The sequence below is a fragment of the Pantoea sp. At-9b genome (assembly GCF_000175935.2).
Taxonomy (GTDB): domain Bacteria; phylum Pseudomonadota; class Gammaproteobacteria; order Enterobacterales; family Enterobacteriaceae; genus Pantoea.
This window is the reverse complement of the sequence record NC_014837.1, coordinates 1,446,641-1,472,156: the sequence shown is the minus strand read 5'-3', so window position 1 is coordinate 1,472,156 and position 25,516 is coordinate 1,446,641. Positions and strand designations below refer to the sequence as shown.

Below are 25,516 nucleotides of genomic sequence, written 5' to 3'. Positions count from 1 at the left end.
GGCGAAACAAACCAAAACAGGTATGAAATTCTGTTTTGTATCGCTAAATCTTCTTTGCTTCTGACAATGTTTTCGCAAATGCGCAGGCGATTGTCAAAGTAAAACATCCAAATTCAGTACAAGATGCCAGACAGAGTGCTGGGTTCCTGTTTTCTAATGAGATTTTTTATACAACTGCACCACTAATTACCGAGCATTGCCCCCTTTTGGCGCAATCCGCGTGCAGAATCTGTTCTCATCGTCTACACCGCTTGCAGCGATTGTTAACAAAATTGCTGAAGACTTTTTTTGCGGCGCTATTTTCCCTACAATCGCTGGCTATGTTGTCAGAAAAAAACTGAGGAACACATGAGTACGGCCAAACACAGTAAGCTGCTCATTCTGGGCTCCGGCCCTGCCGGTTACACCGCAGCAGTCTATGCCGCGCGCGCTAACCTGAATCCGGTATTGATTACTGGCCTGGAAAAAGGCGGTCAGCTCACCACCACCACAGAAGTGGAGAACTGGCCAGGTGACCCGCACGATCTGACCGGCCCATCGCTGATGGAACGCATGCACGAGCATGCGGAAAAATTTAATACCGAAATCATTTTCGACCATATTCACACCGTCGATTTGCAGAACCGTCCGTTCCGCCTGACCGGCGACAGCGGCGAATACACCGCGGATGCGCTGATCATCGCAACCGGAGCCTCTGCGCGCTATCTTGGTTTACCGTCAGAAGAAGCGTTCAAAGGTAAAGGCGTGTCGGCCTGCGCCACCTGTGATGGTTTTTTCTATCGCAACCAGAAAGTCGCGGTGATCGGTGGGGGTAACACCGCCGTGGAAGAAGCGCTGTATCTGGCGAATATCGCCGCCGAGGTGCATCTGATTCACCGTCGCGATAGCTTCCGCGCCGAAAAAATCCTGATCGATCGCCTGATGGAGAAAGTACGCAACGGTAATATCGTGTTGCATACCGACCGCACGCTGGACGAAGTGGTGGGTGACCAGATGGGCGTCACCGGTCTGAAGCTGCTGTCGACCAAAGGTGAAGCCGCTGAATCGCTGGAAGTTGCCGGTCTGTTCGTCGCGATCGGACACAGCCCTAACACCGCCATCTTTGCCGGTCAGCTGGCGCTGGAAAATGGTTACATCAAAGTTCAGTCCGGTCTGCACGGCAACGCAACGCAGACCAGCATCCCTGGCGTGTTTGCGGCAGGCGATGTGATGGACCATATCTATCGCCAGGCGATCACCTCGGCAGGCACCGGTTGTATGGCGGCGCTGGATGCAGAGCGTTACCTGGATGGTTTGGTTAAAAACGTTAAGTAACTTGTTAATAACCTGATCATATTTCTTGAAGGCGACCTGTTTTGGTCGCCTTTTTTATTACCTGCGTGCTACAGTTCATGCGCCTGACGTTGTTGGGGTTTTTAACCTCGCAACAGCTTCTCTTCTGAGTAATTGAACGGCTTCGTATGAACAAATCGCGGCAACAGGAACTTATCCGCTGGCTCCGCCAGCAACGTCATCACGGTGCGCGCAGTTTGCGTCTGGTCTCGCTGTTGGGATTTGCCAGCGCATTGGTGATTATTGCCCAGGCCTGGCTGCTCGCCTCGCTGTTGCAGGCGCTGATCATCACCCATCAGCCACGGGCTGAATTACTCACCCCGTTCAGTCTGCTGCTACTGTGCTTTGTGCTGCGTGCCGTGCTGAATTATGGCCGCGAAATGGCAGGCCAGCGTGCCGGGATGGCAATCCGCCGCGCCTTGCGCCAGCAGGTACTGGATCGCCTGAATACGCTGGGTCCGGCCTGGATTCAGGGCAAGCCAGCTGGCAGCTGGGCCACGCTGCTGCTGGAGCAGATTGAGGAGATGCAGGATTATTACGCGCGCTATCTGCCACAGATGTCGCTGGCGGTGTTTATCCCCTGTGCGATACTGGTGGCGATCTTCCCGATTAACTGGGCAGCGGGCCTGATTTTATTAGCCACTGCGCCATTGATCCCGTTTTTTATGGCGATGGTCGGTATGGGCGCTGCCGATGCCAACCGCCGCAATTTCCTTGCCCTGGCCCGCCTGAGCGGAGATTTCTACGACCGCCTGCGTGGCCGTGAAACGCTGCGCCTGTTTGATCGCGCCAGTGCAGAACAACAGGCCATCACCCGTAGCACCACCGACTTTCGCCAACGGACCATGGAAGTGCTGCGCCTTGCCTTCCTCTCCTCGGCGGTGCTGGAATTCTTTGCTTCGCTGGCGATTGCGGTGGTCGCGGTGTACTTCGGCTTTTCCTACCTTGGTGAGCTGAATTTTGGTCATTATCACAGCGGCGTCACGTTGTTCGCAGGTTTCCTCGCCTTAATCCTTGCCCCCGAATTCTTTCAGCCACTGCGCGATTTAGGCACCTTTTACCATGCCAAAGCGCAGGCGGTGGGTGGTGCCGATGCCCTCGACCGCTTTTTGCAGGAAAGCCCGGACGTGCAAGCTGGCGAGTCAGGTGAGTCTTGCGCCTTCTCCGCCCCATTGCAGCTGCAAGCCCATGATCTGGTGGTGATGACGGCCAAAGGGGAGCCGCTGTCTCAGCCGCTGACCTTTAGTCTCAGCGCTGGCAAACGCGTGGCGCTGGTAGGTCAAAGCGGTGCAGGAAAAACCGCCTTGATGAACGTACTGCTCGGCTTTCTGCCTTATCAGGGTTCGCTGAAAATCAATGGTATCGAGTTGCGTGAGATTACGCGCTCAGCCTGGCAACAACACCTCGCCTGGGTCGGTCAAAATCCCCACTTACCGGCCAGTACCCTACGCGAGAATGTACTGATGGGGCGTACCGTGAGTGAAGCTGAACTGGAAAATGCCCTCGTTCTGGCCGCTGTCACTGAATTTCTGCCGCGCTTGCCCCAGGGGCTGGATACGCCACTTGGCGACGGTGCAACAGGCTTATCCGTCGGCCAGGCGCAACGCGTTGCGGTTGCCCGCGCGTTGCTGAAACCAGCGCAACTGCTGTTACTGGATGAACCGGGCTCCGGCCTGGATAGCCAGAGCGAACAACGTGTGATGAGCGCGCTGAAACAGGCCGCCACGCAGCAAACCACCCTGATGATTACGCATCAACTCGGTGACCTCGCCAGCTGGGATGAAATCTGGGTGATGCAACACGGCCAACTGGTGCAGCAAGGTGAGTGGCAGCAGTTGTATCAGCAGGAAGGCCCATTGCGTGAGATGGTGCAACACCGCCAGAGGGAGATTGCCTGATGCAGAGTTTGATTCCTTTCCTCCGCCTGTGGCGACGCCATCCATGGCGTCTCGGTCTGGGGATAGTGCTGGCCATCGCGACCCTGTTGGCCAGCATCGGTCTGCTGACGCTCTCCGGTTGGTTCCTTGCCGCCTCATCAGTGGCTGGCGTGGCAGGCCTGTACAGTTTTAACTATATGTTGCCTGCTGCCGGTGTACGCGGCGCAGCCATCATTCGTACTGCCGCCCGCTATTTTGAGCGTCTGGTCAGCCATGATGCGACCTTCCGCGTGTTGCAGCATTTGCGCGTCTTCACTTTCAGCAAATTAATTGCGCTGGCACCGCAGCAGCTGGCGCAATTCCGCCAGGGCGATCTACTGAACCGCTTTGTCAGTGATGTTGACACGCTTGACCATCTCTATCTGCGCGTAATTTCGCCGCTGATCGGGGCAGCAGTGGTGATCTTTGCTGTAACCCTGGGATTGTCCTGGCTGGATGTGCCACTGGCGTTGTTGCTGGGCGGCATCATGCTGGCGACACTGTTGCTGATGCCACCGCTGTTCTGGCGTGTTGGCACGGCTGCGGGGCAGCGAATTGCCCACCATCAGGCCAACTGGCGTTTACAACTGACGCTGTGGCTTACGGGTCTGGCCGAACTGCAAATTTATGGCGCGGCAACACGCTGGCGCGCACAACTGGATCGTGAAGAAGCAGACTGGCAGCTGGCGCAGCGTAAACAGCATCGTTTACAGGCGCTGGCGCAAAGCCTGTTGCTGCTTATCACCGGCGTGACCGTCACGCTGTTGCTGTGGGTCTCTGCGGCAGGCATTGGTGGGGATAGCGCACCTGGTGCCCTGATCGCGCTGTTTGTCTTTTGCGGGTTAGCGGCATTTGAGGCTCTGGCCCCGGTTGCTGGTGCCTTTCTGCCGTTAGCGCAGGTCACCAGCGCCGCACAGCGCGTGCAGGAGATTATCGATCAACCTCCGGCAATCCGTTTCCCGACCACCAAAGTCAACACGTTACCTGGGATGCGTCTGGCGTTGGAAAATATTCAGTTCAGCTATCCGCAGCGTCCGGAAGCGGTGCTGAATGATTTTTCCCTGCATTTGCAACCTGGCGAGCATCTGGCGCTGCTTGGGCCAACCGGCTGCGGCAAATCCAGTCTGCTGGCCTTGATCACCCGTGGCTGGGAAGCGCAACAGGGCAATATCACCCTGAACGACTTGCCTATCGCCAGTTGGGATGAAGCCTCACTGCGCCAACGCATTAGCATGGTAACGCAGCGGGTGCATCTGTTCAGCCAAACCCTGCGTGACAATCTGTTGCTGGCCTCACCGACAGCGAGCGATGAGCAGCTCATTGATGCTCTGCATCAGGTGGGCCTCGGCCATTTGGCCGACCACAGCGAAGGGCTGAATGCCTGGATGGGAGAAGGAGGTCGCCCTCTTTCCGGTGGCGAACTACGCCGTCTGGCGATTGCACGCGCCTTGTTGCATGGTGGTGACCTGTGGTTGCTGGATGAGCCAACGGAAGGATTAGACGCCACTACCGAGCAGCAAATTCTCACGCTGTTGCAGCGGGTCAGTCATGGCAAAACCTTAATTATGGTCACGCATCGCCTGAGTGGTCTGGCACAAATGGATCGTATTTGCGTGATGGATCAGGGGCGCATTATTGAATCCGGTACCCATGACGAATTAATCTCAAAAGCAGGACGCTACTGGCGTTTCCAGCAACGGTTTGCGCTATAGTCTTAGCGAACTGCTGTAAGGGTGATTAACGCAATGAGATTGGTTCAACTGTCACGCGATTCGCTGCATTTCCCGCCTCCGGAAATGGCGCTACGCGAGCCAAATGGCTTGCTGGCGATGGGCGGTGATCTCTCCCCTGCCCGTCTGATGAATGCGTACCAGCGCGGTATTTTTCCGTGGTTTTCGCCCGGCGACCCGATTCTCTGGTGGTCGCCTGATCCCCGCGCCGTGTTGTTGCCGGAGTCATTTCATCTCAGCCGCAGCATGGCACGCTTTCACCGCCAATCACCGTACCGTGTCACCATGAACCAGGCCTTTGCACAGGTGCTGGAAGGCTGCGCCAGTAATCGTCAGGAAGGGACCTGGATCACCTTCGAGGTGAAACGCGCCTGGCTACGACTGTATGAACTGGGTCACGCACATTCTGTTGAGGTGTGGCATGAACAGCGCCTGGTGGGTGGATTATATGGTCTCGCGTTGGGACAGATTTTTTGTGGCGAGTCGATGTTCAGTCGGCAGGAAAATGCCTCCAAAACCGCGTTGTGGGTTTTCAGCCAGCATTTTCTGCAACACCATGGCCGGTTGATTGATTGCCAGGTGCTGAACCCTCATACCGCCTCATTAGGCGCGGTGGACATTCCACGCGGTGATTATTTGCAGTATGTACAAACCTTGGCATGGCAGCCTGTTTTAGCCGGTTGCTGGCAAACACAAACCCTTTTTTGAGCGCTGGCGCAGATGTTTTGCACACAATACGCAGTGAAAGTGATATAATAGTCGAGTTTGGTATGTCGTCCGCGCTTCGCTGTGGCGAGCCGGAATTGCCAGGCTGGGAAAGTGACTGTTTTCCCGAAGCTGTTTCAGTTGAGCATCAGAGGCCAATTGCTACAGATTCTTAGCCCGCTAATCCCCCGCAGACGTCAAAAACACCCGAATTTATCCGTAATGCACGCGCATTGGCGCGACGCACGGCGAAGTGTTGGCAAAATCACCAACGTTTCTTTACATAAATCATGGAATTCGGCATTATCTTGCCGGTTCAACAGTTTGGTAGTTCACCCAGAGGATTCGATGGCCAAAGAAGACAATATTGAAATGCAAGGTACCGTACTGGATACGTTACCTAACACCATGTTCCGCGTAGAACTTGAAAACGGGCACGTGGTTACCGCTCATATCTCCGGTAAAATGCGCAAAAACTACATCCGCATCCTGACGGGCGACAAAGTGACTGTCGAGTTGACCCCGTACGACCTGAGCAAAGGCCGCATTGTCTTCCGTAGTCGCTGATTTGTTGTTCACGTCACGCGTTTTCTGAACGCGAAAAAAGGCCGGATACGTATCCGGCCTTTTTCATGCTTAATCCGTAGCGGCGCGATTTATCGCGCGGGTCTTATCGGCAACTGGCACTGATTTGCGCGATAAATCACGCCGCTACGAGTCAATGCAGGCATATAAAAAAGCCCCCCTGATGCAATGCACCAGAGGGGCTTTTGTCCTACAAGGCTTTTAATTAATGCACCGTGCCTTCGGTTTTGCGTTTTTCCGCACTCAGGAAGTGATACGTCAGCTGGTTTTTCTCTTTATCCAGCGCAACGGACACTGATCCACCATCCACCAGTGAACCAAACAGCAGTTCGTTGGCGAGCGGTTTTTTCAGGTTTTCCTGCACGGTACGCGCCATCGGACGTGCACCCATCGCTTTGTCGTAACCTTTCTCAGCCAGCCAGTCACGTGCATCATCGCTGACTTCCAGCGACACGCCTTTCGCATCCAACTGCGCCTGAAGCTCGACGATAAATTTATCCACCACCTGATGAATCACCTCGGTAGACAGGTGACGGAACCAGATAATGTTGTCGAGACGGTTACGGAACTCCGGCGTAAAGATCTTTTTGATCTCTTCCATCGCGTCAGTGCTGTTGTCCTGCTGAATCAGGCCAATCGATTTACGCTCGGTCTCACGTACCCCGGCGTTGGTGGTCATCACCAGCACGACGTTGCGGAAATCGGCTTTACGGCCGTTGTTATCCGTCAACATACCGTTATCCATCACCTGCAACAGCAGGTTGAACACATCCGGATGCGCTTTCTCGATTTCATCCAGCAACACCACGGCGTGCGGATGTTTGATCACCGCATCGGTGAGCAAGCCACCCTGGTCAAAGCCGACATAGCCCGGAGGTGCACCAATCAGACGGCTGACGGTATGACGCTCCATATATTCCGACATATCGAAACGCAGCAACTCAATACCCAGCGCTTTCGCCAACTGCACCGTCACCTCGGTTTTACCGACCCCGGTAGGACCGGCAAACAGGAAGGAACCGACCGGTTTACGTTCCTGGCCGAGACCAGCACGGCTCATCTTGATGGCTTCAGTCAGCGCCTCGATGGCATTATCCTGACCAAATACCAGCATTTTCAGACGATCGCCGAGGTTTTTCAGCGTATCACGATCGGTCGCCGAGACACTTTGTTCCGGGATACGCGCAATACGCGCAACCACCGTCTCAATATCGGAGACATTGACCGTTTTTTTCCGTTTGCTGGCGGGCACCAGGCGCGCACGCGCACCGGCTTCATCGATCACATCAATCGCCTTATCCGGCAAATGACGATCGTTGATGTATTTCACCGCCAGCTCCACCGCCGCTCGAACCGCTTTGGCGGTGTAGCGAACATCGTGGTGCGCTTCGTATTTCGGTTTCAGGCCATTGAGGATCTGCACCGTTTCTTCAACCGACGGTTCAGTGATGTCGATTTTCTGGAAACGACGTGCCAGCGCCCGATCTTTCTCAAAAATGTTACTGAATTCCTGATAGGTGGTAGAACCCATCACGCGAATTTTACCGCTGGAAAGCAAAGGCTTGATCAGGTTCGCGGCATCCACCTGCCCACCCGATGCCGCACCCGCACCGATGATGGTGTGGATCTCATCGATGAACAGAATGCTGCTGTTGTCCTGCTCCAACTGCTTCAGCAGCGCTTTGAAACGTTTTTCAAAGTCACCACGATACTTGGTGCCTGCCAACAGCGAACCAATGTCCAGCGAGTAGATAGTGCAATCTTTCATCACTTCTGGCACATCGCCCTGCACAATTCGCCAGGCAAGACCTTCGGCAATCGCGGTTTTACCGACCCCGGACTCACCCACCAGCAGCGGGTTGTTTTTACGGCGACGGCACAATACCTGAATAGCACGTTCCAGCTCTTTCTCGCGGCCGATCAGCGGGTCGATCCCACCGACTCGAGCAAGCTGATTGAGATTGGTGGTGAAGTTTTCCATACGTTCCTCCCCGCCTGCTTGCTCTTCGTTAACCGGATTTTCCGCATTATTTTGCGCCTGGCCAGGCTCGTCTTTACGCGTACCGTGGGAGATAAAGTTCACCACATCGAGGCGGCTCACTTCGTGTTTACGCAGCAGATAAGCCGCTTGCGACTCCTGCTCGCTGAAGATGGCGACCAGCACATTCGCGCCAGACACTTCACTGCGCCCGGATGACTGGACATGGAAAACCGCACGTTGCAGCACGCGCTGGAAGCTGAGCGTCGGTTGTGTATCGCGCTCCTCTTCACTGGCAGGCAACACCGGTGTGGTTTGTTCGATGAAGGCTTCGAGTTCCTGTCGCAGAGCCACGATATCCACCGTACAGGCTTCCAGTGCCTCTCTGGCCGACGGGTTGCTGAGCAGAGCCAGCAACAGATGCTCGACGGTCATAAACTCATGACGGTGCTCACGCGCTCTGGCGAAAGCCATGTTTAAACTGAGTTCCAGTTCTTGATTGAGCATTAGGCACCTCCCCCAATTATCGCTCTGACGACCTTTCCCCTATATGGAGACGGTTTCAGGCTTTTTCCAGCGTACACAGCAACGGATGTTCATTTTCTCGTGCGTAAATGTTCACTTGGGCAACTTTGGTTTCCGCCACTTCTGCAGTAAATACACCACAGATTGCCTTTCCCTGGTAGTGAACTTTCAACATCAGCTGCGTTGCACGTTCAACATCATAAGAAAAGAACTTTTGCAGAACGTCAATAACAAATTCCATAGGTGTATAATCGTCATTATTCAGAATGACTTTATACATTGAAGGCGGCTTTAACCCTTCGCGTACTTTGTCTTCGGCCAGATGTTCAAAGTTAAGCCAGTCGTTTGTGTTTGCCATAATGTTCCGTCGAAATTCTGCGTTACGGTTGTGCGCATTTCTGCGCTCACACCTAAAGTTTAACATGCCTGTCAAGCCACTTTACCCTCAGTAAAAAATGGTCCTGAAAGCACATGCGCGACCTGTATCACAAAATTTGCAATAGCGTTAACTGCCTCAAATTTTGATGAATTTCCCCCTGCGCGCTCGGGTCGTTTGCTTGACGATAAGGACCGTTTCTCTACATTCTACTTACACAAGCTGAGTGAGTTTTGAACAAACTCGACTCACAGCTTCAATAACCTCACCTACTTATCAAAATGTCTTGCGAGGGAAGTAAAAGCATGGAGACGGGTACTGTTAAATGGTTCAATAACGCCAAAGGCTTCGGCTTTATCTGTCCGATTGGCGGCGGCGACGATATCTTCGCACACTACTCCACGATCCAGATGGAGGGATACAGAACGCTGAAAGCCGGCCAGCAGGTTCAGTTTGATGTCCATGAAGGGCCAAAAGGCAATCACGCCAGCCTGATTGTGCCAGTGGAGACATCGGTGCCGGTGTAAACCTGCGCCACTTCCTCCATTCTGACCACTCCCGAAAAAAAATGCCAGCCAGTGATGCTGGCATTTTTCTTTTGAGAATTTTACGTCCCGATGTAGCGAGATTTCCCCGTGAAATCAATCCGCCTTGCCATGTGCCAGCCACATCACGCGTGAAAATAACGCATCCAGCAAAGGCGGAATCGACTCAGGCCCACGCTCAGCCGCTGCCAGCGCTACCGCAATCGCCAGTTCCGGTTTGGAACTGTGATGTATCGCTTTGGTGATAATACGCCGGGCGTTCATCGGCACGTTTAACGGCAGGTGCGCTGTCTGATGATAAACGTCACTAAACCCATGCTTGTAAAAGAAGTTCTCGATATCCAGTGCCGGCAACATCGTCAGGTGATCGACATCATGCTCGTGTGGGAGTAACTGGCTGCGGGTGGTCGCCGCATATTTTTTCCCGGCATCATCGCCATCGGTCAGCACGTGCCAGGCGATCCCCATACGGCGGGCAAATTTCAACAACGGTTTCAGGCCGGACTGGGCAAATTCAATCACCTTCACCCCTTCAGCCGCGAAGTGGTAGCCGCGCTGACGCGCCAGTTCATTGATGATCCACACCTCCGTCTCTCCCTCCACCAACAACCAGCAACGTGCAAACAGGGCCGACGGACGATTAACGCGAATGTGGAAACCAATGCGCCGACTCTCCTCTGCACTCAGCCCTTCCGGGCCAATGCGCCAGGCCGCCACGCGTGTCGGTTCACGTACCAGACGACAAACACTTTCCAGCGGCACCTGCGACAACAGTTCACCCGAATTGGTGGTGGCAATTTTTTGCACCGGCATCAGATCCAGCAAGTTCCACGCCACCGCCAGCATAATCGGATGCAGACGTGTTTCCGGGTCCTCAACCAGCAACATCGGACGCGCACCGACCGGCAACGCGGCGTTGCCGTGCGCCTGAATCAACAACGAGAACATGCGTAGCAGAATCACCTGACGACTACGTGATTCTGTCCCGGCGATCAGCTGGTTGAGTTTATCGAGTGAACGCCAGCCTTCGCCGCCGTGACGCACTTCCGGTGCCACGCGCGCCATGCTCCCCCCCGGGTGCTGCACCAGAAAATAATGCTCCAGCAGTTGCTGCATGGTATGCAGCCCCTGCCGCAGCAGTTCGTCGCTCAGCATTTGTGGTCGTGACACCAGATCGCGCGTCAGCTTATCGACCTCCAGCGCCAGCTCGCTGAGGGTACTGGCACGCAGTGCCGGGTCGTTCTCCCCCTGGCGCGCTCGACGACTAAAGCGGGCATCACGCACGCGCAACACCGGGTAGAAGGTTCTGATATGGGCCAACGCCTGCGCAGTACCTGCCAGCGGCAACACATCGCCACGCGCATCAATAAACCGATGAGTGGTTTTCACCTGTTGTTCCTGACGTTTACCGCGTGCGCTGAAACAGAGATAGCGTCCGTCATTATCATGCTGCCAGAACGGCTGTAGCACCGGTTCATCATCGTGGCTCTCGGCACGAAAGCGAAACACCAGCTGCAACTGATGGGTGCGGGCCTCAAGCTCACCCGGCGGGAAGTGGAAGTCATGTTCGGTAAACAGATAGGATTCCGTCGCGGGAGCCAGCAACAGCGTTAACGCATCAAGCAGACTCGATTTCCCCCAGGCATTTTCACCAATCAACAGATTGGTCGCGGTCAAGGGTAAGGCCAGCCGGTTAATGCCGCGAAAACCATGAATATCGATATGTTCCAGAATCATCGTAGCGTCCATCCTGTTCTTTGCCTGAGCATGGTTCGCCTTGTGGCATTGGTCAAGCCGTCTCACCGGGAAAAGGTTTACACTTCAGGTATTTTTCGTTAGCGTGACGCCTCTTTTTTCAGGGACGAATCACATGATGTACACCGGATTGATCATTATTCTGCTGCCACTGATGCTCGGTTGGTTGCTGCCACGGCAAAGTCCGCGCCTGCTGAAAATCGCCAATCGGTCGCTCGGCTACATTGTTTACCTGATCCTGTTTTTTATGGGCATCAGCCTGGCGTTTCTCGACAATCTCGGCAGCAATCTGCTGACCATCTTCCATACCGCCTTGATCAGCATGCTGTGCATCCTCGCCTGCTCGCTGGGTGCGCTGTGGCTGCTGGAGAAACGCTATCCGTGGCAGCATAACCATCGTCCACAGACGCTGCCGTCACGTTGGCATATGGCGCTGGAGTCAGTAAAACTGTGCGTCACCGTCGCCGCAGGATTTCTGCTGGGATTAACCCACGCCACGCCGCTACGTCATGCCAGCACCGCCAGCGAGTACGCCTTGATTCTGATGCTGTTTCTGGTGGGCATTCAGCTGCGTGGCAGCGGCATGACGTTGCGGCAGATCATTCTTAATCGCCGTGGTCTGTTGGTGGCGGCGGTATCGTTGGTCAGCGCGTTGTGTGGCGGCGCACTGGCCGCCACGTTGCTCGGCCTGCCGCTGAAAACCGGGCTGGCGCTGGCAAGCGGTTTCGGCTGGTATTCACTCTCCGGCATTCTGATGACCGAAGCGTTCGGCCCGGTGATGGGCAGCGCGGCATTCTTCAATGATCTGCTGCGTGAATTATTCGCCATCATGTTGATCCCGCTGCTGGTCATGCGTCATCGCTGCACTGCGTTGGGGCTGAGCGGTGCCACCTCGATGGATTTCACCTTACCGATCCTGCAACGTGCAGGCGGAATGGAGATTGTCCCGGCGGCTATTGTGCACGGTTTTATCATGAGCCTGCTGGCCCCGATTCTGATCGCCCTGTTCTCCGCCTGACCCCAGAGGACGCAGCGCATTTTTTCACGGCTGCGCGCGCTGCGCATCGTCTACGCTTCTGACTGACCGTATTTTCCCGGAAAGGAGTGTTTGATGAAGCAAACTGTTGCAGCGCTGCTGGCAAAAACGCTGGAAAACGCCGGTGTGAAACGCATCTGGGGCGTGACCGGCGATTCCCTGAATGGGCTAAACGACAGCCTTAACCGCATGGGTACCATCCAGTGGATGCCAACCCGCCACGAGGAAGTCGCCGCTTTTGCCGCGGGTGCTGAAGCACAGATCACCGGGCAGCTGGCGGTATGCGCCGGTTCCTGCGGGCCGGGTAACCTTCACCTGATCAACGGCCTGTTTGACTGCCACCGCAATCACGTACCGGTGTTAGCGATTGCCGCCCATATTCCCTCCAGTGAAATCGGCAGCGGTTATTTCCAGGAAACCCATCCGCAGGAATTATTCCGCGAATGCAGCCACTATTGCGAATTGGTGTCCAACCCCGAGCAACTGCCGCAGGTACTGGGGATCGCGATGCGCAAAGCCATTCTCAACCGTGGCGTTTCGGTGGTGGTTTTGCCCGGCGATGTGGCGCTGAAGCCCGCACCGGAAGGCGCGCGCGCCGATTGGTATCCGCCGCAATTGCCGCAGGTGGTGCCGTCAGCCAGTGAAATCGCCCGGCTGGCGTTAACCTTGAATGGCGCTAAAAATATCACCCTGATGTGCGGCAGCGGCTGTGCCGGGGCGCATGCTGAAGTTGTCAAATTGGCTGAGACGCTCAAAGCCCCGGTGGTGCACGCCATGCGCGGCAAAGAACATATCGAGTATGACAACCCTTATGACGTAGGAATGACCGGCCTGATTGGCTTCTCATCCGGCTTTCAGGCGATGATGAACGCCGACACCCTGGTGCTGCTTGGCACGCAATTCCCCTACCGTCCCTTCTATCCGGCAGAAGCCACCATCATTCAGATCGATATCAACCCCGCCAGCCTGGGCGCGCACAGCCACGTGGATATGGCGTTAGTGGGCGATATCAAAGCCACCCTGGCGGCGTTGCAGCCACAGCTCACCAGCAAAAGCGATCGCCAACACCTTGACCACGCGTTGGAACACTATGCCGATGCGCGTAAAGGGTTAGATGAGTTGGCAACGGCCAATGACAAGCAGGCCATTCATCCGCAGTATCTGGCGCAGCAAATCAGTCATTTTGCCGCTGAGGATGCCATCTTCACCTGTGATGTTGGCACCCCGACCGTATGGGCCGCACGCTACCTGAAAATGAACGGCCAACGGCGACTGCTCGGTTCCTTTAATCACGGTTCGATGGCTAACGCCATGCCACAGGCATTAGGCGCACAGGCGATCAACCGTGACCGTCAGGTGGTGGCGTTGTGTGGCGATGGCGGATTCAGCATGCTGATGGGCGATTTTATTTCCGTGGCGCAACTGAAGCTGCCGGTGAAGCTGGTGATCTTCAACAACAGCGTGCTGGGATTTGTGGCGATGGAGATGAAGGCTGGCGGCTACCTCACCGATGGCACCGAGCTGGAAAACCCCGATTTCGCCGCCATCGCCACCGCCTGCGGCATCAAAGGGATTCGGGTGGAGAAAGCCTCGGCGCTGGACAGCGCGCTGGAGGAAGCCTTCGCCCATGATGGCCCGGTACTGCTGGATGTGATCACCGCCAAAGAAGAGTTGGCAATCCCGCCACAGATCAAACTGGAACAGGCCAAAGGTTTCAGTCTGTATATGCTGCGGGCGATTCTGAATGGTCGTGGCGATGAAGTCGTGGAACTGGCGAAAACCAACTGGCTGAGGTAAAACGGTTTCAGCAGACCAACCAAACATTTCAGGCGGGCACTCAGCCCGCTTTTTCTTTCAGGAGAGCGACGTGATCGATTTACGCAGTGATACCGTAACCCGCCCAAGTTCCGCCATGCTCGATGCCATGATGGCTGCCGAAACCGGCGATGATGTTTACCGTGACGATCCCACCGTCAATGCGCTGGAAGCTGAAGCCGCCCGACTGAGCGGAAAAGAAGCGGCGTTATTTTTCCCTACCGGTACACAGGCGAACCTGGTGGCGCTGCTGAGCCACTGCCAGCGCGGCGAAGAGTATATCGTCGGGCAACAGGCGCATAACTACAAATACGAAGCCGGTGGTGCTGCGGTACTGGGCAGCATTCAGCCACAACCCATTCTGGCGGCTGAAGACGGTACGCTGCCGCTGGCTGATGTCGCCGCCGCCATTAAGCCAGACGATATCCATTTTGCCCGCACCCGTTTACTCAGCCTGGAAAACACCCATCACGGCAAAGTGTTGCCACTGAGTTATCTGGCCGAGGCCTATCAGTTTACGCGTCAACATCAGTTGGCATTGCATATTGATGGCGCGCGTATCTTTAATGCCGTGGTGGCGCAAAATACCACGCTGGAAGGGATTGCCCGTTACTGCGACACCCTGACTATCTGCCTGTCTAAAGGCTTAGGCACGCCGGTGGGGTCGTTATTGTGTGGTGATGCCGCGTATATCGAACGCGCGCGTCGCTGGCGCAAAATGACCGGCGGCGGCATGCGCCAGGCCGGGATTCTGGCGGCGGCGGGACTGTATGCGTTGCAACACCATGTGGCGCGCTTGCAGGACGATCACGACAACGCCGCCTGGCTGGGCGAGCAGTTACAGGCGTTGGGGGTGACCGTGGTCAGCCAGCAGACCAATATGTTGTTTGTGCAGGTTCCGCCGCAACAGGTTGAAGGGTTAAAAGCCTGGCTTCAGGCGCGTGATGTGCTGATTAGCGTTGGCCCGGTGACGCGCATCGTGACCCATCTGGATGTCAGCCGCGACGATCTCGCCCAACTGGTTGCACACTGGCAGGCCTTCCTGCAACAGGCTTAACGCGCGGGGTTACTGCGCCGCACCATACTTCGCCAGCAACGCACGGGCAATCGCCAGCGTCTCGGCATCGGCCAGGCCACGGTAATCCCGTGGCCTGAAATGCATCTGAAACGCCGCAATCACCTTCCGCTGCATCAGCGGCGTGGTGGCGGCTGTCACGTCATAACCATAGCGTTGCAGCGCATCCAGCAGTTCAGCTTGATCAACGGGAGCATCGCTGGCCTGATCGCCAAGGTAACGCTGCACGGTGGCCGTAGCGGGCCAGGCACCCAGCCCCTGTTGTGCCAATTGCTGCCACGGGAACAGTGGCCCCGGATCCTGTTTGCGCTGGGGGGCGATATCACTGTGTCCCACCACATTTTCCGGCGGAATGCCGTAGCGCTGGGTGATGTCTTTAACTAAGGCTTCCAGCACGGTGATTTGTGCCGGGCTGAACGGCTGCCAGCGCAGCCCAGTCAAGGTACGTTGATAACCGCTGTTCACCAGTTCAATGCCCACTGAGGTGTCGTTGATACGGGTGGCACCACGCCAGAAACTCGGCCCGGCGTGCCAGGCCAGCTCACGCTCTGGCACCAGTTGCCAGATTACCCCGTTGCCGCTGCGTTGTGCGGGCTGTGCCGGGATCAGGTAATGCGCGCTGACCTCACGATCGGTCAGCGTCGCCAGCGAGGAAGGGAGATCTTCGGCGGTGTAATGGATCACCACCACTTTAATGCGTGGCCGTGCGCCCTGTGCCGGGTGTGAAGTATCAACCCAATAGCCGGGGCGTGCCTCAATCGCGGACTGGCAACCGCTCAGGATTAACATCGCCAGCAGCATCCCGCCGCCTGTCAGCCTCATCAACATTCCTTGCTCCTCATCCGTTAGCGCACGTCGCGTTGCAAACCAACGCTATACTCTATGCTAATTATGCCGCTTTGCCAGTGAACAATAAGGAAATCGAGATGAGAAACAATGCTTTTGCGCTAGTTGTTCCCGCTGCTCTCCTGCTCAGTGCCTGTACCACCGTTGAGCCGGTAATTAAGGATAATGGCCCCCGTATGGCAGCCTGTGTCGAGGGTGGCCCGGATAGCGTGGCACAGCAATTCTACGACTTACGCGTCAGTCAACCGACCCAGGGTTTACCGGACAATGCGCTGCTGGCGAAATATCGCCCTTATCTGAGCGACCAGCTGTATCAAAAGCTGGTGCAGGCCAATGGGCTGAGCAATAAGCCTGGCGACTGGCGCAATGGCGATCTGTTCTCCAGCCTGGCACAAGGCCCCACTTCCGCCGAGGTCGCCAGCGCCTCCTCCATCCCCAATCGGGATGCCCGCAATATCCCGCTCCGTGTTGATTTGACGCGGGGCGATAAGCAGTGGCAGGACGAAGTGCTGATGATCCGCGAAGGCAGTTGCTGGGTGGTGGATGATGTGCGCTATGTGGGTAACTGGCCGCATCCGGGTGGCGGTTCGCTGAACCAGTTGCTGGAGGAGCGTTAATTACCTGTCTGGCGTGATAAATCACGCCGCTACAAAATGTACCGGTTGTAGCGGCGCGATTTATCGCGCTTTTTGTCTGCTGCACCGCGATGTCGAGATATTGTGCTACGCTTTTTACCTTTAACTGCTGTTTAATAAATTTTAACCCACCTCAATTGCATAACTATTCTGGTGACGTTAAGATTCGCGGCATCAATTGCTATTCATTTATTGCGCATGAGTATTCAACTAACCGGCATTAACTGTTTTTACGGTGCCCACCAGGCGCTGTTCGATATCAACCTGGCCTGCCCACAGGGCGAGACGCTGGTGTTGCTCGGTCCGAGCGGCGCGGGGAAAAGTTCGCTCCTGCGCGTGCTCAATCTGCTGGAGCAACCGCGTTCTGGCAGTTTGCAGATCGCTGGCAATCATTTCGACTTCAGCAAAACACCGTCTGACAGCGCGATCCGTGAATTGCGTCAAAACGTGGGGATGGTGTTCCAGCAATACAACCTGTGGCCGCATCTGACGGTACTGCAAAACCTGATCGAAGCCCCCTGCCGTGTGCTGGGTTTAAGCAAAGATCAGGCCCGTGCCCGTGCCGAAAAATTGCTGGATCGTCTGCGTCTGACCCCTTATGCCGAACGTTTCCCGCTGCATCTCTCCGGTGGTCAGCAACAGCGTGTGGCGATTGCCCGTGCGCTGATGATGGAACCGCAGGTGTTGTTATTCGACGAACCGACCGCCGCGCTCGATCCGGAAATTACCGCGCAGATTGTCAGTATTATCAATGAACTGGCGCAGACGCAGATTACCCAGGTGATCGTTACCCATGAAGTGGAAGTCGCACGCAAGACCGCCAGCCGGGTGGTGTACATGGAAAACGGTCACATTGTGGAACAGGGCGACGCCAGCCACTTTACACAGCCGCAAACCGAGGCGTTTGCTCACTATCTTTCGCACTAAGTCAGGATGTCTCTAATGAAAAAAGTCGTACTTGCTGCACTGCTTGCTGGTCTGAGTCTGAGCGCTTCTGCTGCACAGACCCTGCGTTTCGCGACCGAGGCTTCTTATCCTCCGTTTGAATTCGTCGATTCTGACAACAAAATTCAGGGCTTTGATGTCGATCTGGCCAATGCATTGTGTAAAGAGATCGATGCGACCTGTACCTTCACCAATCAGGCGTTTGACAGCCTGATCCCGAGCCTGAAATTCCGCCGTTTCGACGCGGTGATGGCCGGAATGGATATCACACCAGAGCGTGAAAAACAGGTCCTGTTCACCAAGCCTTACTACGATAACTCGGCGATCTTTATCGCGCAGAAAGGCAAACTGGCGGATGTCGCGGCGCTGAAAGGCAAGCGTGTCGGCGTACAGAACGGCACCACTCACCAAAAATACCTGTCTGACAAGCACAGCGACATCACCGTGGTGCCGTATGACAGCTATCAGAACGCTATCCTCGACCTGAAAAATGGCCGCATTGATGCCGTGTTCGGTGACACCGCCGTGGTTAACGAGTGGCTGAAACAGAACCCGAACCTGGCCGCCCTGGGTGACAAAGTGACCGACAAAGCCTACTTCGGCACCGGTCTCGGCATCGCCGTGCGCATGGGTAACACCGAATTGCAGGAAAAATTCAACGCCGCGCTGGATAAAGTGAAAGCCGACGGTACTTACAAAACCATCTACAACAAATGGTTTCAGCAGTAATTTCTGATGAATGAAATGATTCCACTCGCAAGCGCCGCCGGTATGACCGTCGGCCTTGCCGTTTGTGCACTGATCGCCGGCCTTGCGCTGGCGATGATTTTTGCTGGCTGGGAATCGGTGCGCTGGCAGCCGCTGGCCTGGGTCGGCACCGGACTGGTGACGCTAATCCGTGGCCTGCCGGAAATCCTCGTGGTGCTGTTTATCTACTTCGGTGCTTCGCAGTTGCTGCTGACGCTATCCGATGGCTTCCATATCAATCTCGGCCTGTTCAGCATTCCAGTCCAGGTGCAGATCGAGAACTTCGACGTCAGCCCGTTCCTGTGCGGCGTGATTGCGCTGGCGATGCTCTACTCCGCCTACGCCTCACAAACCCTGCGCGGCGCGTTAAAAGCAGTGCCGGTGGGCCAATGGGAATCCGGTCAGGCGCTGGGGATGAAGAAGTCCGCGATTTTCTTCCGTCTGATCATGCCGCAGATGTGGCGTCATGCGTTACCTGGCCTCGGCAATCAGTGGCTGGTGCTGTTGAAAGATACCGCGCTGGTGTCACTGATTAGCGTTAATGATCTGATGCTGCAAACCAAAAGCATCGCCACCCGTACCCAAGAGCCGTTTACCTGGTATCTGGTTGCTGCGGCCATCTATCTGATTATCACGCTGTTCAGTCAGGCGGTGTTGCGCCGTATTGAATCGCGCACCACGCGTTTTGAGCGGGGAGCCTGATATGCTGCAATATTTACCCGAACTGCTGAAAGGGCTGCATACCAGTCTGACATTGACCGTCGCCTCGCTGATCGCCGCGTTGGTGTTGTCGCTGCTGTTCACCGTGGTGCTGGCGCTGAAAGTGCCGGTGGTGAACGCCATCGTCAAAGGCTACATCACGGTGTTCACCGGTACGCCGCTGCTGGTGCAGATCTTCCTGATTTACTACGGCCCCGGCCAGTTCCCCAGCATTCAGAACCTCCCCTGGCTGTGGCATCTGCTGTCGCAGCCGTGGCTGTGCGCCCTGCTGGCGTTGTCACTGAATAGTGCGGCCTACACCACCCAGTTGTTCTACGGTGCGGTACGTGCCATTCCTTCCGGCCAGTGGCAATCCTGCGCGGCGCTGGGAATGAACCGTAAAGATACGCTGCGCATTCTGCTGCCGTATGCGTTTAAACGCGCGCTATCGTCCTATTCCAATGAAGTGGTGCTGGTGTTCAAAAGTACCTCTCTGGCCTACACCATCACGCTGATGGAGGTCATGGGCCATGGTCAGCTGCTGTATGGCCGCACCTATGATGTCACGGTGTTTGCTGCCGCCGGTTTGGTGTATCTGTGCGTCAATGGTTTGCTGACGCTGATGATGCGTCTGATCGAACGGCGCGCGCTGGCATTTGAGCGTAGAAATTAATATCCAGGCGGGTTTTCCCGCCTTTTTTCATTATTTATACAACATTCTTGCATAATGATTCATTCGGTGGCATCTTGTTACGCGTTCGCCTCCGGGCGTAAGTGATCTACAGGAGTCTCAAAATGAAAAAATGGATCGTTGCTGCTGCACTGGCAACTCTGGCAATGAATGCCTTTGCGGCGGAGAAAATCCGCTTCGCTTCTTCCGCGACTTATCCTCCGTTTGAATCTCTGGACCGTGAAAATCAAATCGTCGGCTTTGATATCGATCTGGCAAAAGCGTTATGCCAGCAAATGAAGGCCGAATGTACCTTCACCAATAACGCGTTTGACAGCCTGATTCCATCGCTGAAATTTCGCCGCTACGACGCGGTGATCTCCGGGATGGACATCACTGCCGATCGCAGCAAGCAGGTGGATTTCACCCAACCCTATTATGCCAACTCGGCGGTCGTCATTGCGCGTAAAGGCCAGTTCAGCGATTTCAGCCAGCTGAAGGGCAAACGTATTGGCATGGAGAACGGCACCACCCACCAGAAGTACCTGCTGGAACAGCATCCGGAAGTGGTGGCCGTGGCGTATGACAGCTACCAGAATGCGATTCTCGATCTGAAAAATGGCCGTCTGGACGGCGTATTCGGGGATACCGCCGTGGTAAACCAGTGGCTGAAAACCAATGCCGATCTGGCACCGGTCGGTGCGCATGTGACGGATGCCAGCTACTTTGGCACCGGTCTGGGCATTGCGGTACGTAAAGGTAATAGCGAACTGCGCGATCAGCTGAATGGCGCACTGGCGGCCATCAAAGCCAACGGCACGTACCTGCAACTCAATCAGAAGTGGTTCCCGGAATAACGTTTATGGGGTCGACGCAGTGTCCAACCTGACAGGTTCTGCACTGTCCTCCGTTCAGGATGATCGCTGCGTCGTCCCCACCCTTTCAGCGCTTAGTCAGTAAGGTCAGCACTTCAAAATGGGCGGTATGCGGGAACATATCGAACAGCTGCACACGGCTAACGTCATAAGCGCTCAGGCGCGCAATATCCTGCGCCATGCTGTGCGGATTACAGCTGGAATACAGAATGTAGGCCGGAGCCATCTGGCTGAGATAAGCACATAACTCAGTCCCAATCCCGCGACGTGGCGGATTAACCAGCACCAGTTCAGGCACCTGATCACGCGCGGTGGCGAACTGCGTGGAATCGAGAGCGGCAAAACTCACATTCTCCAGCCCCAGTTGCTGTGCTGACTGGCGGGCACAAGCGATCGCTTCCGCGTTGATCTCAATCCCGGTCAGCTGCATCTCAGCGCTGGCGCAGTGCAAGCCAAAGCCGCCGACACCGCAAAACAGGTCCCACATGCTGCTCACCCCCAACTGCGCCACCCAGTCGCGTGCCGTCGCGTACAAACTGGCCGCCACCTGCGGATTGGTCTGGAAGAAACTTTGCGGACGAATATACAGCGGGACATGGTTAAACCTTTCCGCCAGCGCCTGATCTGGCGTTAAGGCAATCTCCTCATCACCTTCGAGGATCGCCATATGCACCGGCTGAATGTTGGCAGAGATCACCGTCAACTGCGGCAGTTGCTGTTGCAGCCACGGCAGGGCGGCACGTAGCTGCGCCAGTTTGCTGTCGGAACGCAACACAAAACGCAGCATCATGCCGCCCTGCGTGCTTTCCGTCAGTAACAGAAATTTCAGCTCACCGCGTTTGCGTGCCACGTTATACGGCGTTAAACCCGCACGGGCGATAAAGGGTTTGAGGACAGCAAACACCGCGGCAAAACTGGCGGGATAGAGTGGACAAGCGCACAGATCGATCGGCTCGCCCGCGCGCGACATCATGCCGAACACCGGACGCTCGACGCTACCGCTCACCACCATTTTGGCTTTGTTACGGAACCCCTGTTCCTCAGAGGTTACCGGCGTGCGCCACTCCCCCACCGTCTGCTGCGCCAGCAGTTGCTCCAACAGCGACTGTTTCTCGCTAAGCTGCTGTGGATAAGGTTTTTCCAGCCACTGGCAGGAACGGCAGCGGTCGGCATCATAAAGCGCGCAATGCATGGTGGGGCCTGTATTCTGAATCGGGAGAAAAAACGGGGGGCGATTGTATCACCGGCGACGGAAAAAAGCGCGACTGCTGGCCGGGACAAACAACAACAACAGCACCATCACATCCGGGAGTTTCTGTGAAAGCGTATGGTGGATGATCTGTGCGTTAGTTTCGCCGTCGATGCTAAAAATCTCCGGGTAAATCCAGCCCATCGACGCCATCAGCATGTATCCCAGCACGATAATCTGGGTTGCCACATAACCCCAGCGCCCCCGGTTGCTGCCGCGCATCAGGGTGAAAGCACAGCGCAGTTCAAATAAAAAGATCAGCTGGCTGGCAATAAAGATCGCGGTGGAATCCCAGGCTTGCGCGCTGCGGTGCACAAAGTTGACCATCTCTTCAACACCCAGCGCATTCGCCAGCATCACTACGCTGATACAACGTGTCGCGATAATGGCGATTCCCGCGACCAACACCGGTGCCGGGGTTAACAGGGTGATTTTTTTCAGGGTTTCCGACATCGACCGACTCCATAACAAAAGGCTGGTGTCACCAGCCTTTCATATAGTGGCAAATGTTACGGATTTCAGCCACGTCTTGCTTTCTGAATATCGCGCAAACGCTGCTTTTCTTCGTGCGCCATAAAGCGCCAGGCAATAAACCCGACCAGACCGACGACAAACAGAATCAGCGATGCCAGGGCGTTGATCTCCGGGTTAACGCCACGGCGCACGGTGGCAAAGATCGCCATCGGCAAGGTGGTGGCACCGGGACCGGTCACGAAGCTGGCAATCACCAGATCATCCAATGACAGGGTAAACGCCAGCAGCCAGCCGGTAATGATCGCCGGGGCAATCATCGGGACGGTAATCACGAAGAATACCTTAAGCGGCGTTGCACCGAGATCCATCGCGGCTTCTTCAATCGAACGGTCCAATTCACGCAGGCGCGAGTTGATCACCACCGCCACATAGGCGGTACAGAAGGTCACGTGGGCCAGCCAGATGGTCAGCATGCCACGATCGCTCGGCCAGCCAAGGGTGTTGCCCATCGCCACAAACAGCAGCAACAGCGACAGACCGGTGATCACATCCGGCATCACCAGCGGCGCAGTAAGCATAAACGCAAAGCCGTTGTGCCCTTTGAAACGGCCAAAACGCACGATAATCACCGCCGCGATAGTACCCAACACCACCGCCATGCTGGCGGACATCGCGGCGATGCTCAGGCTGAGCAGCACCGCATCGATCATCGCATTGTCCTGGAACAGCACGTGATACCAGTGGAACGAAAAACTCTCCCACACGGTGACCAGCTGAGAGCTGTTAAACGAGTAGGCCACCAGCAGCAGCATCGGCGCATACAGGAACAGGAAGCCGAGCACCAGAATCGCGGTACGCCACGGAGAGCGGATAGCCGGTAACTGATTCATCCCTTCTCTCCCATTTCACGGTTTTGATGTTTGTGGAACCAGACAATCGGCAGGATCAGAATCAACAATATGATCACCGCCAGCGCTGACGCCACCGGCCAGTCACGGTTGTTAAAGAACTCCTGCCACAGGATACGCCCAATCATGATGCTGTCCGGGCCACCCAGCAGTTCCGGGATCACGTACTCCCCCACCGCCGGGATAAACACCAGCATCGAACCGGCGATAATGCCACCTTTGGTCAGTGGCACAATCACGCTGAAGAACGTCTTCAACGGACGCGCACCCAAGTCCAGCGACGCTTCCACCAGTGAATAATCAATACGCGTCAGCGCGGTATAAATAGGCAGCACCATAAACGGCAGGTAGCAGTAAACAATACCGATATACACCGCCGTATTGGTGTAGAGGATCACCAACGGGTGATCGATAACGCCCAGCCACATCAGGAAACGGTTGAGAATACCGTTATTGTTCAGCAACCCCATCCAGGCGTATACGCGCACCAGGAATGACGTCCATGACGGCAGGATCACCAACAACAGCAGGATGGTGCGCATCGAAGGTTTACTGTGCGCTACCGCCCACGCCAGTGGATAACCAATCACCAGACAAATGATGGTGGAGATCGCCGCCACTTTCAGCGATTGCAGATAGGCATCGGCGTACAACGGATCGTCCGTCAGTTGCAGATAGTTACCGAGATTGAGCACCAGATTGAGCTGATCATCAGCCCAGGTGACCAAATCGGTATAGGGCGGGATCGCCCGCGCAATATCGGCAAAACTGATTTTTAGCACGATCAGGAACGGCAGCAGGAAAAACAGCACCAGCCACAGGTAAGGCAGTGCGATTACCAGCTTGCGGCCATGCTGCATCTTAATGCGCGTGGCCCAGCGCTGTAGCGGGGTGCCGGGCTGTTCCGCCTCGGTGGCACCGGGTTGAGAAATCTGGCTCATTCCGCCTCCTTAAACCGTCAGAACCACACAGCTGTCCGCATCCCAGCACAGACGCACTTCGTCGCCCCAGGTGGGCGCGCCTTTGCGGTAGCGATGGGCATTTTGCAACTGGGCGCTAATCATCTGGCCACTCTGCAAACGCACATGGTAGATCGACAAGTCACCGAGATAAGCGATATGTACCACTTCACCCACCGCGAAGTTACAACCGTCGGCAGGCACCTCATCGCACAGCATCACTTTTTCCGGACGCAGTGCCACATGCACCGGGACGTTATCGACGATGGAGACATCGGTCTGCACTTTCAGCGGATGGATCAGGCCCGGGCTTTCCAGCACCAGACCGTCTTCACGCCGCTCGCGCAGCAAGCCTTCAAACACATTGACCGAGCCGATAAATTCGGCGCTGAAGCGGTTGGTCGGGTGTTCGTAGATCTCTTCCGGCTCGCCAATCTGGGCAAATTTGCCACGGTTCATAATGGCGATACGGCCCGCCATGGTCATCGCTTCTTCCTGGTCGTGGGTAACCATCACGCAGGTCACGCCGACGCGCTCCAGAATATCCACCACTTCCAGTTGCATCCGGTCACGCAGTTTTTTATCCAGCGCACCCATCGGCTCATCCAGCAACAGCAGCTTCGGACGTTTTGCCAGGCTACGCGCCAGCGCGACACGCTGACGTTGACCGCCAGAGAGCTGATGCGGTTTACGTTTGGCGTACTCCTGCATGTGCACCAGCGCCAGCATTTCTTCAACGCGGCTGGCGATTTCGCCTTTCGGCAGTTTGTCCTGCTTGAGGCCAAACGCGATGTTTTGCTCCACCGTCATGTGCGGGAACAACGCATAGGACTGGAACATCATGTTGATCGGCCGCTGATAGGGCGGCACATGGGAGAGATCCTGCCCATCCAGCACAATCTGACCGCTACTCGGCACCTCGAATCCCGCCAGCATACGCAGCAGGGTCGATTTGCCGCAGCCCGAAGGACCGAGCAGAGCAAAAATCTCACCTTTGTAAATGGTCAGACTGACATCATCCACGGCATGCTGGCCGTCAAAGGATTTGGTCAGGTTGCGGATTTCCAGCAGCGGCGTTAATGCCTTTGCGGTTTTGTTATGGGGGCGGGGAATCGCGTCGCTCACTAACTTATCTC

The 25,516-nt window shown here is 55.8% G+C and carries 24 protein-coding genes; 15 read left to right on the top strand and 9 right to left on the bottom strand.

Features of this window, described 5'->3' with window-relative positions; all coding sequences use genetic code 11:
• The first annotated feature begins 348 nt into the window (after positions 1–348).
• The 5 genes from trxB (at position 349) to infA (ending at position 6,250) form a co-directional block, all read left to right on the top strand.
• Positions 349–1,314: a thioredoxin-disulfide reductase gene (gene trxB, locus PAT9B_RS06690; RefSeq protein ID WP_013508498.1), complete on the top strand. Its 966-nt coding sequence runs from the start codon at positions 349–351 to the stop codon at positions 1,312–1,314.
• 146 nt (positions 1,315–1,460) lie between these two features.
• Positions 1,461–3,230 (top strand): cysteine/glutathione ABC transporter permease/ATP-binding protein CydD, encoded by a 1,770-nt coding sequence (gene cydD / locus PAT9B_RS06685; protein WP_013508497.1) that lies wholly within the window; start codon positions 1,461–1,463, stop codon positions 3,228–3,230.
• Positions 3,230–4,960 (top strand): cysteine/glutathione ABC transporter ATP-binding protein/permease CydC, encoded by a 1,731-nt coding sequence (gene cydC / locus PAT9B_RS06680; protein ID WP_013508496.1) that lies wholly within the window; start codon positions 3,230–3,232, stop codon positions 4,958–4,960. Before cydD ends, cydC begins: the two co-directional genes overlap by 1 nt.
• A 33-nt stretch (positions 4,961–4,993) precedes the next feature.
• The gene (gene aat, locus PAT9B_RS06675; protein ID WP_013508495.1) at positions 4,994–5,686 is read left to right on the top strand and encodes a leucyl/phenylalanyl-tRNA--protein transferase; all 693 of its coding nucleotides are present in this window, start codon (positions 4,994–4,996) and stop codon (positions 5,684–5,686) included.
• A gap of 345 nt (positions 5,687–6,031) precedes the next feature.
• On the top strand, positions 6,032–6,250 hold the full coding sequence (gene infA, locus PAT9B_RS06670) for a translation initiation factor IF-1 (protein ID WP_002211347.1): 219 nt from the start codon (positions 6,032–6,034) through the stop codon (positions 6,248–6,250).
• 223 nt (positions 6,251–6,473) lie between these two features.
• On the opposite strand, the gene clpA is transcribed toward infA, so the two are convergent.
• The gene (clpA, locus tag PAT9B_RS06665; protein ID WP_013508494.1) at positions 6,474–8,753 is read right to left on the bottom strand and encodes an ATP-dependent Clp protease ATP-binding subunit ClpA; all 2,280 of its coding nucleotides are present in this window, start codon (positions 8,751–8,753) and stop codon (positions 6,474–6,476) included.
• 55 nt (positions 8,754–8,808) lie between these two features.
• Positions 8,809–9,129: an ATP-dependent Clp protease adapter ClpS gene (clpS, locus tag PAT9B_RS06660; protein WP_041525752.1), complete on the bottom strand. Its 321-nt coding sequence runs from the start codon at positions 9,127–9,129 to the stop codon at positions 8,809–8,811.
• A gap of 323 nt (positions 9,130–9,452) precedes the next feature.
• On the opposite strand from clpS, the gene cspD reads away from it, so the two are divergent.
• Complete coding sequence (cspD, locus tag PAT9B_RS06655; protein WP_013508492.1) at positions 9,453–9,674, top strand: cold shock-like protein CspD; 222 nt, start codon at positions 9,453–9,455, stop codon at positions 9,672–9,674.
• 114 nt (positions 9,675–9,788) lie between these two features.
• Here cspD and PAT9B_RS06650 read toward each other — a convergent pair whose 3' ends face one another.
• A complete protein-coding gene (locus PAT9B_RS06650) occupies positions 9,789–11,429 on the bottom strand; it encodes an ATP-dependent endonuclease (protein WP_013508491.1) in 1,641 nt (546 codons plus the stop codon).
• A gap of 136 nt (positions 11,430–11,565) precedes the next feature.
• Between PAT9B_RS06650 and PAT9B_RS06645 the strand changes: the two genes are divergently transcribed.
• From PAT9B_RS06645 to ltaE, 3 genes are all read left to right on the top strand, one after another.
• The gene (locus tag PAT9B_RS06645; RefSeq protein WP_041525917.1) at positions 11,566–12,465 is read left to right on the top strand and encodes a lysine exporter LysO family protein; all 900 of its coding nucleotides are present in this window, start codon (positions 11,566–11,568) and stop codon (positions 12,463–12,465) included.
• 93 nt (positions 12,466–12,558) lie between these two features.
• Positions 12,559–14,280 carry a ubiquinone-dependent pyruvate dehydrogenase gene (poxB, locus tag PAT9B_RS06640; RefSeq protein ID WP_013508489.1) on the top strand — a complete coding sequence of 574 codons (1,722 nt, stop codon included), beginning with the start codon at positions 12,559–12,561 and terminating at the stop codon, positions 14,278–14,280.
• A 70-nt stretch (positions 14,281–14,350) separates the two neighbouring features.
• Positions 14,351–15,355 (top strand): low-specificity L-threonine aldolase, encoded by a 1,005-nt coding sequence (ltaE, locus tag PAT9B_RS06635; RefSeq protein WP_013508488.1) that lies wholly within the window; start codon positions 14,351–14,353, stop codon positions 15,353–15,355.
• 9 nt (positions 15,356–15,364) lie between these two features.
• Here the strand turns inward: ltaE and PAT9B_RS06630 are convergent, their stop codons facing one another.
• On the bottom strand, positions 15,365–16,201 hold the full coding sequence (locus PAT9B_RS06630) for an N-acetylmuramoyl-L-alanine amidase (RefSeq protein WP_013508487.1): 837 nt from the start codon (positions 16,199–16,201) through the stop codon (positions 15,365–15,367).
• 98 nt (positions 16,202–16,299) lie between these two features.
• Here PAT9B_RS06630 and PAT9B_RS06625 point away from each other — a divergent pair, with 98 nt between their 5' ends.
• The 6 genes from PAT9B_RS06625 to artJ (PAT9B_RS06600) all read left to right on the top strand — a co-directional run bounded on the left by PAT9B_RS06625 (position 16,300) and on the right by artJ (PAT9B_RS06600) (position 20,772).
• Positions 16,300–16,836 (top strand): lipoprotein, encoded by a 537-nt coding sequence (locus PAT9B_RS06625; protein ID WP_013508486.1) that lies wholly within the window; start codon positions 16,300–16,302, stop codon positions 16,834–16,836.
• 216 nt (positions 16,837–17,052) lie between these two features.
• Positions 17,053–17,781, top strand: coding sequence for an arginine ABC transporter ATP-binding protein ArtP (artP, locus tag PAT9B_RS06620; RefSeq protein WP_013508485.1), 729 nt, complete (start codon positions 17,053–17,055; stop codon positions 17,779–17,781).
• A gap of 15 nt (positions 17,782–17,796) precedes the next feature.
• Positions 17,797–18,528, top strand: a complete 732-nt coding sequence (gene artJ, locus PAT9B_RS06615) for an arginine ABC transporter substrate-binding protein (protein ID WP_013508484.1) — start codon at positions 17,797–17,799, stop codon at positions 18,526–18,528.
• A gap of 6 nt (positions 18,529–18,534) precedes the next feature.
• Positions 18,535–19,248, top strand: coding sequence for an arginine ABC transporter permease ArtQ (artQ, locus tag PAT9B_RS06610; RefSeq protein ID WP_013508483.1), 714 nt, complete (start codon positions 18,535–18,537; stop codon positions 19,246–19,248).
• Position 19,249: 1 nt separating this feature from the next.
• Positions 19,250–19,918, top strand: a complete 669-nt coding sequence (gene artM, locus PAT9B_RS06605) for an arginine ABC transporter permease ArtM (RefSeq protein WP_013508482.1) — start codon at positions 19,250–19,252, stop codon at positions 19,916–19,918.
• A 122-nt stretch (positions 19,919–20,040) separates the two neighbouring features.
• The gene (artJ, locus tag PAT9B_RS06600) at positions 20,041–20,772 is read left to right on the top strand and encodes an arginine ABC transporter substrate-binding protein (protein ID WP_013508481.1); all 732 of its coding nucleotides are present in this window, start codon (positions 20,041–20,043) and stop codon (positions 20,770–20,772) included.
• Positions 20,773–20,857: 85 nt separating this feature from the next.
• On the opposite strand, the gene rlmC is transcribed toward artJ (PAT9B_RS06600), so the two are convergent.
• From rlmC to potG, 5 genes are all read right to left on the bottom strand, one after another.
• The gene (gene rlmC / locus PAT9B_RS06595) at positions 20,858–21,982 is read right to left on the bottom strand and encodes a 23S rRNA (uracil(747)-C(5))-methyltransferase RlmC (protein WP_013508480.1); all 1,125 of its coding nucleotides are present in this window, start codon (positions 21,980–21,982) and stop codon (positions 20,858–20,860) included.
• Positions 21,983–22,030: 48 nt separating this feature from the next.
• Entirely contained in the window at positions 22,031–22,492 is a 462-nt protein-coding gene (locus PAT9B_RS06590; protein ID WP_013508479.1) for a YbjO family protein, read from the bottom strand.
• A 65-nt stretch (positions 22,493–22,557) separates the two neighbouring features.
• A complete protein-coding gene (potI, locus tag PAT9B_RS06585; RefSeq protein WP_013508478.1) occupies positions 22,558–23,403 on the bottom strand; it encodes a putrescine ABC transporter permease PotI in 846 nt (281 codons plus the stop codon).
• A complete protein-coding gene (potH, locus tag PAT9B_RS06580; protein ID WP_013508477.1) occupies positions 23,400–24,362 on the bottom strand; it encodes a putrescine ABC transporter permease PotH in 963 nt (320 codons plus the stop codon). Before potH ends, potI begins: the two co-directional genes overlap by 4 nt.
• Positions 24,363–24,371: 9 nt before the next feature.
• Complete coding sequence (potG, locus tag PAT9B_RS06575; protein WP_013508476.1) at positions 24,372–25,505, bottom strand: putrescine ABC transporter ATP-binding subunit PotG; 1,134 nt, start codon at positions 25,503–25,505, stop codon at positions 24,372–24,374.
• Positions 25,506–25,516: the final 11 nt, after the last annotated feature.

Bases quoted from the DNA above. Each gene is read 5' to 3' on its own strand.
- trxB (WP_013508498.1), top strand. From the start codon at position 349: ATGAGTACGGCCAAACACAGTAAGCTGCTCATTCTGGGCTCCGGCCCT.
- cydD (WP_013508497.1), top strand. From the start codon at position 1,461: ATGAACAAATCGCGGCAACAGGAACTTATCCGCTGGCTCCGCCAGCAA.
- cydC (WP_013508496.1), top strand. From the start codon at position 3,230: ATGCAGAGTTTGATTCCTTTCCTCCGCCTGTGGCGACGCCATCCATGG.
- aat (WP_013508495.1), top strand. From the start codon at position 4,994: ATGAGATTGGTTCAACTGTCACGCGATTCGCTGCATTTCCCGCCTCCG.
- infA (WP_002211347.1), top strand. From the start codon at position 6,032: ATGGCCAAAGAAGACAATATTGAAATGCAAGGTACCGTACTGGATACG.
- clpA (WP_013508494.1), bottom strand. From the start codon at position 8,753: ATGCTCAATCAAGAACTGGAACTCAGTTTAAACATGGCTTTCGCCAGA.
- clpS (WP_041525752.1), bottom strand. From the start codon at position 9,129: ATGGCAAACACAAACGACTGGCTTAACTTTGAACATCTGGCCGAAGAC.
- cspD (WP_013508492.1), top strand. From the start codon at position 9,453: ATGGAGACGGGTACTGTTAAATGGTTCAATAACGCCAAAGGCTTCGGC.
- PAT9B_RS06650 (WP_013508491.1), bottom strand. From the start codon at position 11,429: ATGATTCTGGAACATATCGATATTCATGGTTTTCGCGGCATTAACCGG.
- PAT9B_RS06645 (WP_041525917.1), top strand. From the start codon at position 11,566: ATGTACACCGGATTGATCATTATTCTGCTGCCACTGATGCTCGGTTGG.
- poxB (WP_013508489.1), top strand. From the start codon at position 12,559: ATGAAGCAAACTGTTGCAGCGCTGCTGGCAAAAACGCTGGAAAACGCC.
- PAT9B_RS06630 (WP_013508487.1), bottom strand. From the start codon at position 16,201: ATGTTGATGAGGCTGACAGGCGGCGGGATGCTGCTGGCGATGTTAATC.
- PAT9B_RS06625 (WP_013508486.1), top strand. From the start codon at position 16,300: ATGAGAAACAATGCTTTTGCGCTAGTTGTTCCCGCTGCTCTCCTGCTC.
- artP (WP_013508485.1), top strand. From the start codon at position 17,053: ATGAGTATTCAACTAACCGGCATTAACTGTTTTTACGGTGCCCACCAG.
- artJ (WP_013508484.1), top strand. From the start codon at position 17,797: ATGAAAAAAGTCGTACTTGCTGCACTGCTTGCTGGTCTGAGTCTGAGC.
- artQ (WP_013508483.1), top strand. From the start codon at position 18,535: ATGAATGAAATGATTCCACTCGCAAGCGCCGCCGGTATGACCGTCGGC.
- artM (WP_013508482.1), top strand. From the start codon at position 19,250: ATGCTGCAATATTTACCCGAACTGCTGAAAGGGCTGCATACCAGTCTG.
- artJ (WP_013508481.1), top strand. From the start codon at position 20,041: ATGAAAAAATGGATCGTTGCTGCTGCACTGGCAACTCTGGCAATGAAT.
- rlmC (WP_013508480.1), bottom strand. From the start codon at position 21,982: ATGCATTGCGCGCTTTATGATGCCGACCGCTGCCGTTCCTGCCAGTGG.
- PAT9B_RS06590 (WP_013508479.1), bottom strand. From the start codon at position 22,492: ATGTCGGAAACCCTGAAAAAAATCACCCTGTTAACCCCGGCACCGGTG.
- potI (WP_013508478.1), bottom strand. From the start codon at position 23,403: ATGAATCAGTTACCGGCTATCCGCTCTCCGTGGCGTACCGCGATTCTG.
- potH (WP_013508477.1), bottom strand. From the start codon at position 24,362: ATGAGCCAGATTTCTCAACCCGGTGCCACCGAGGCGGAACAGCCCGGC.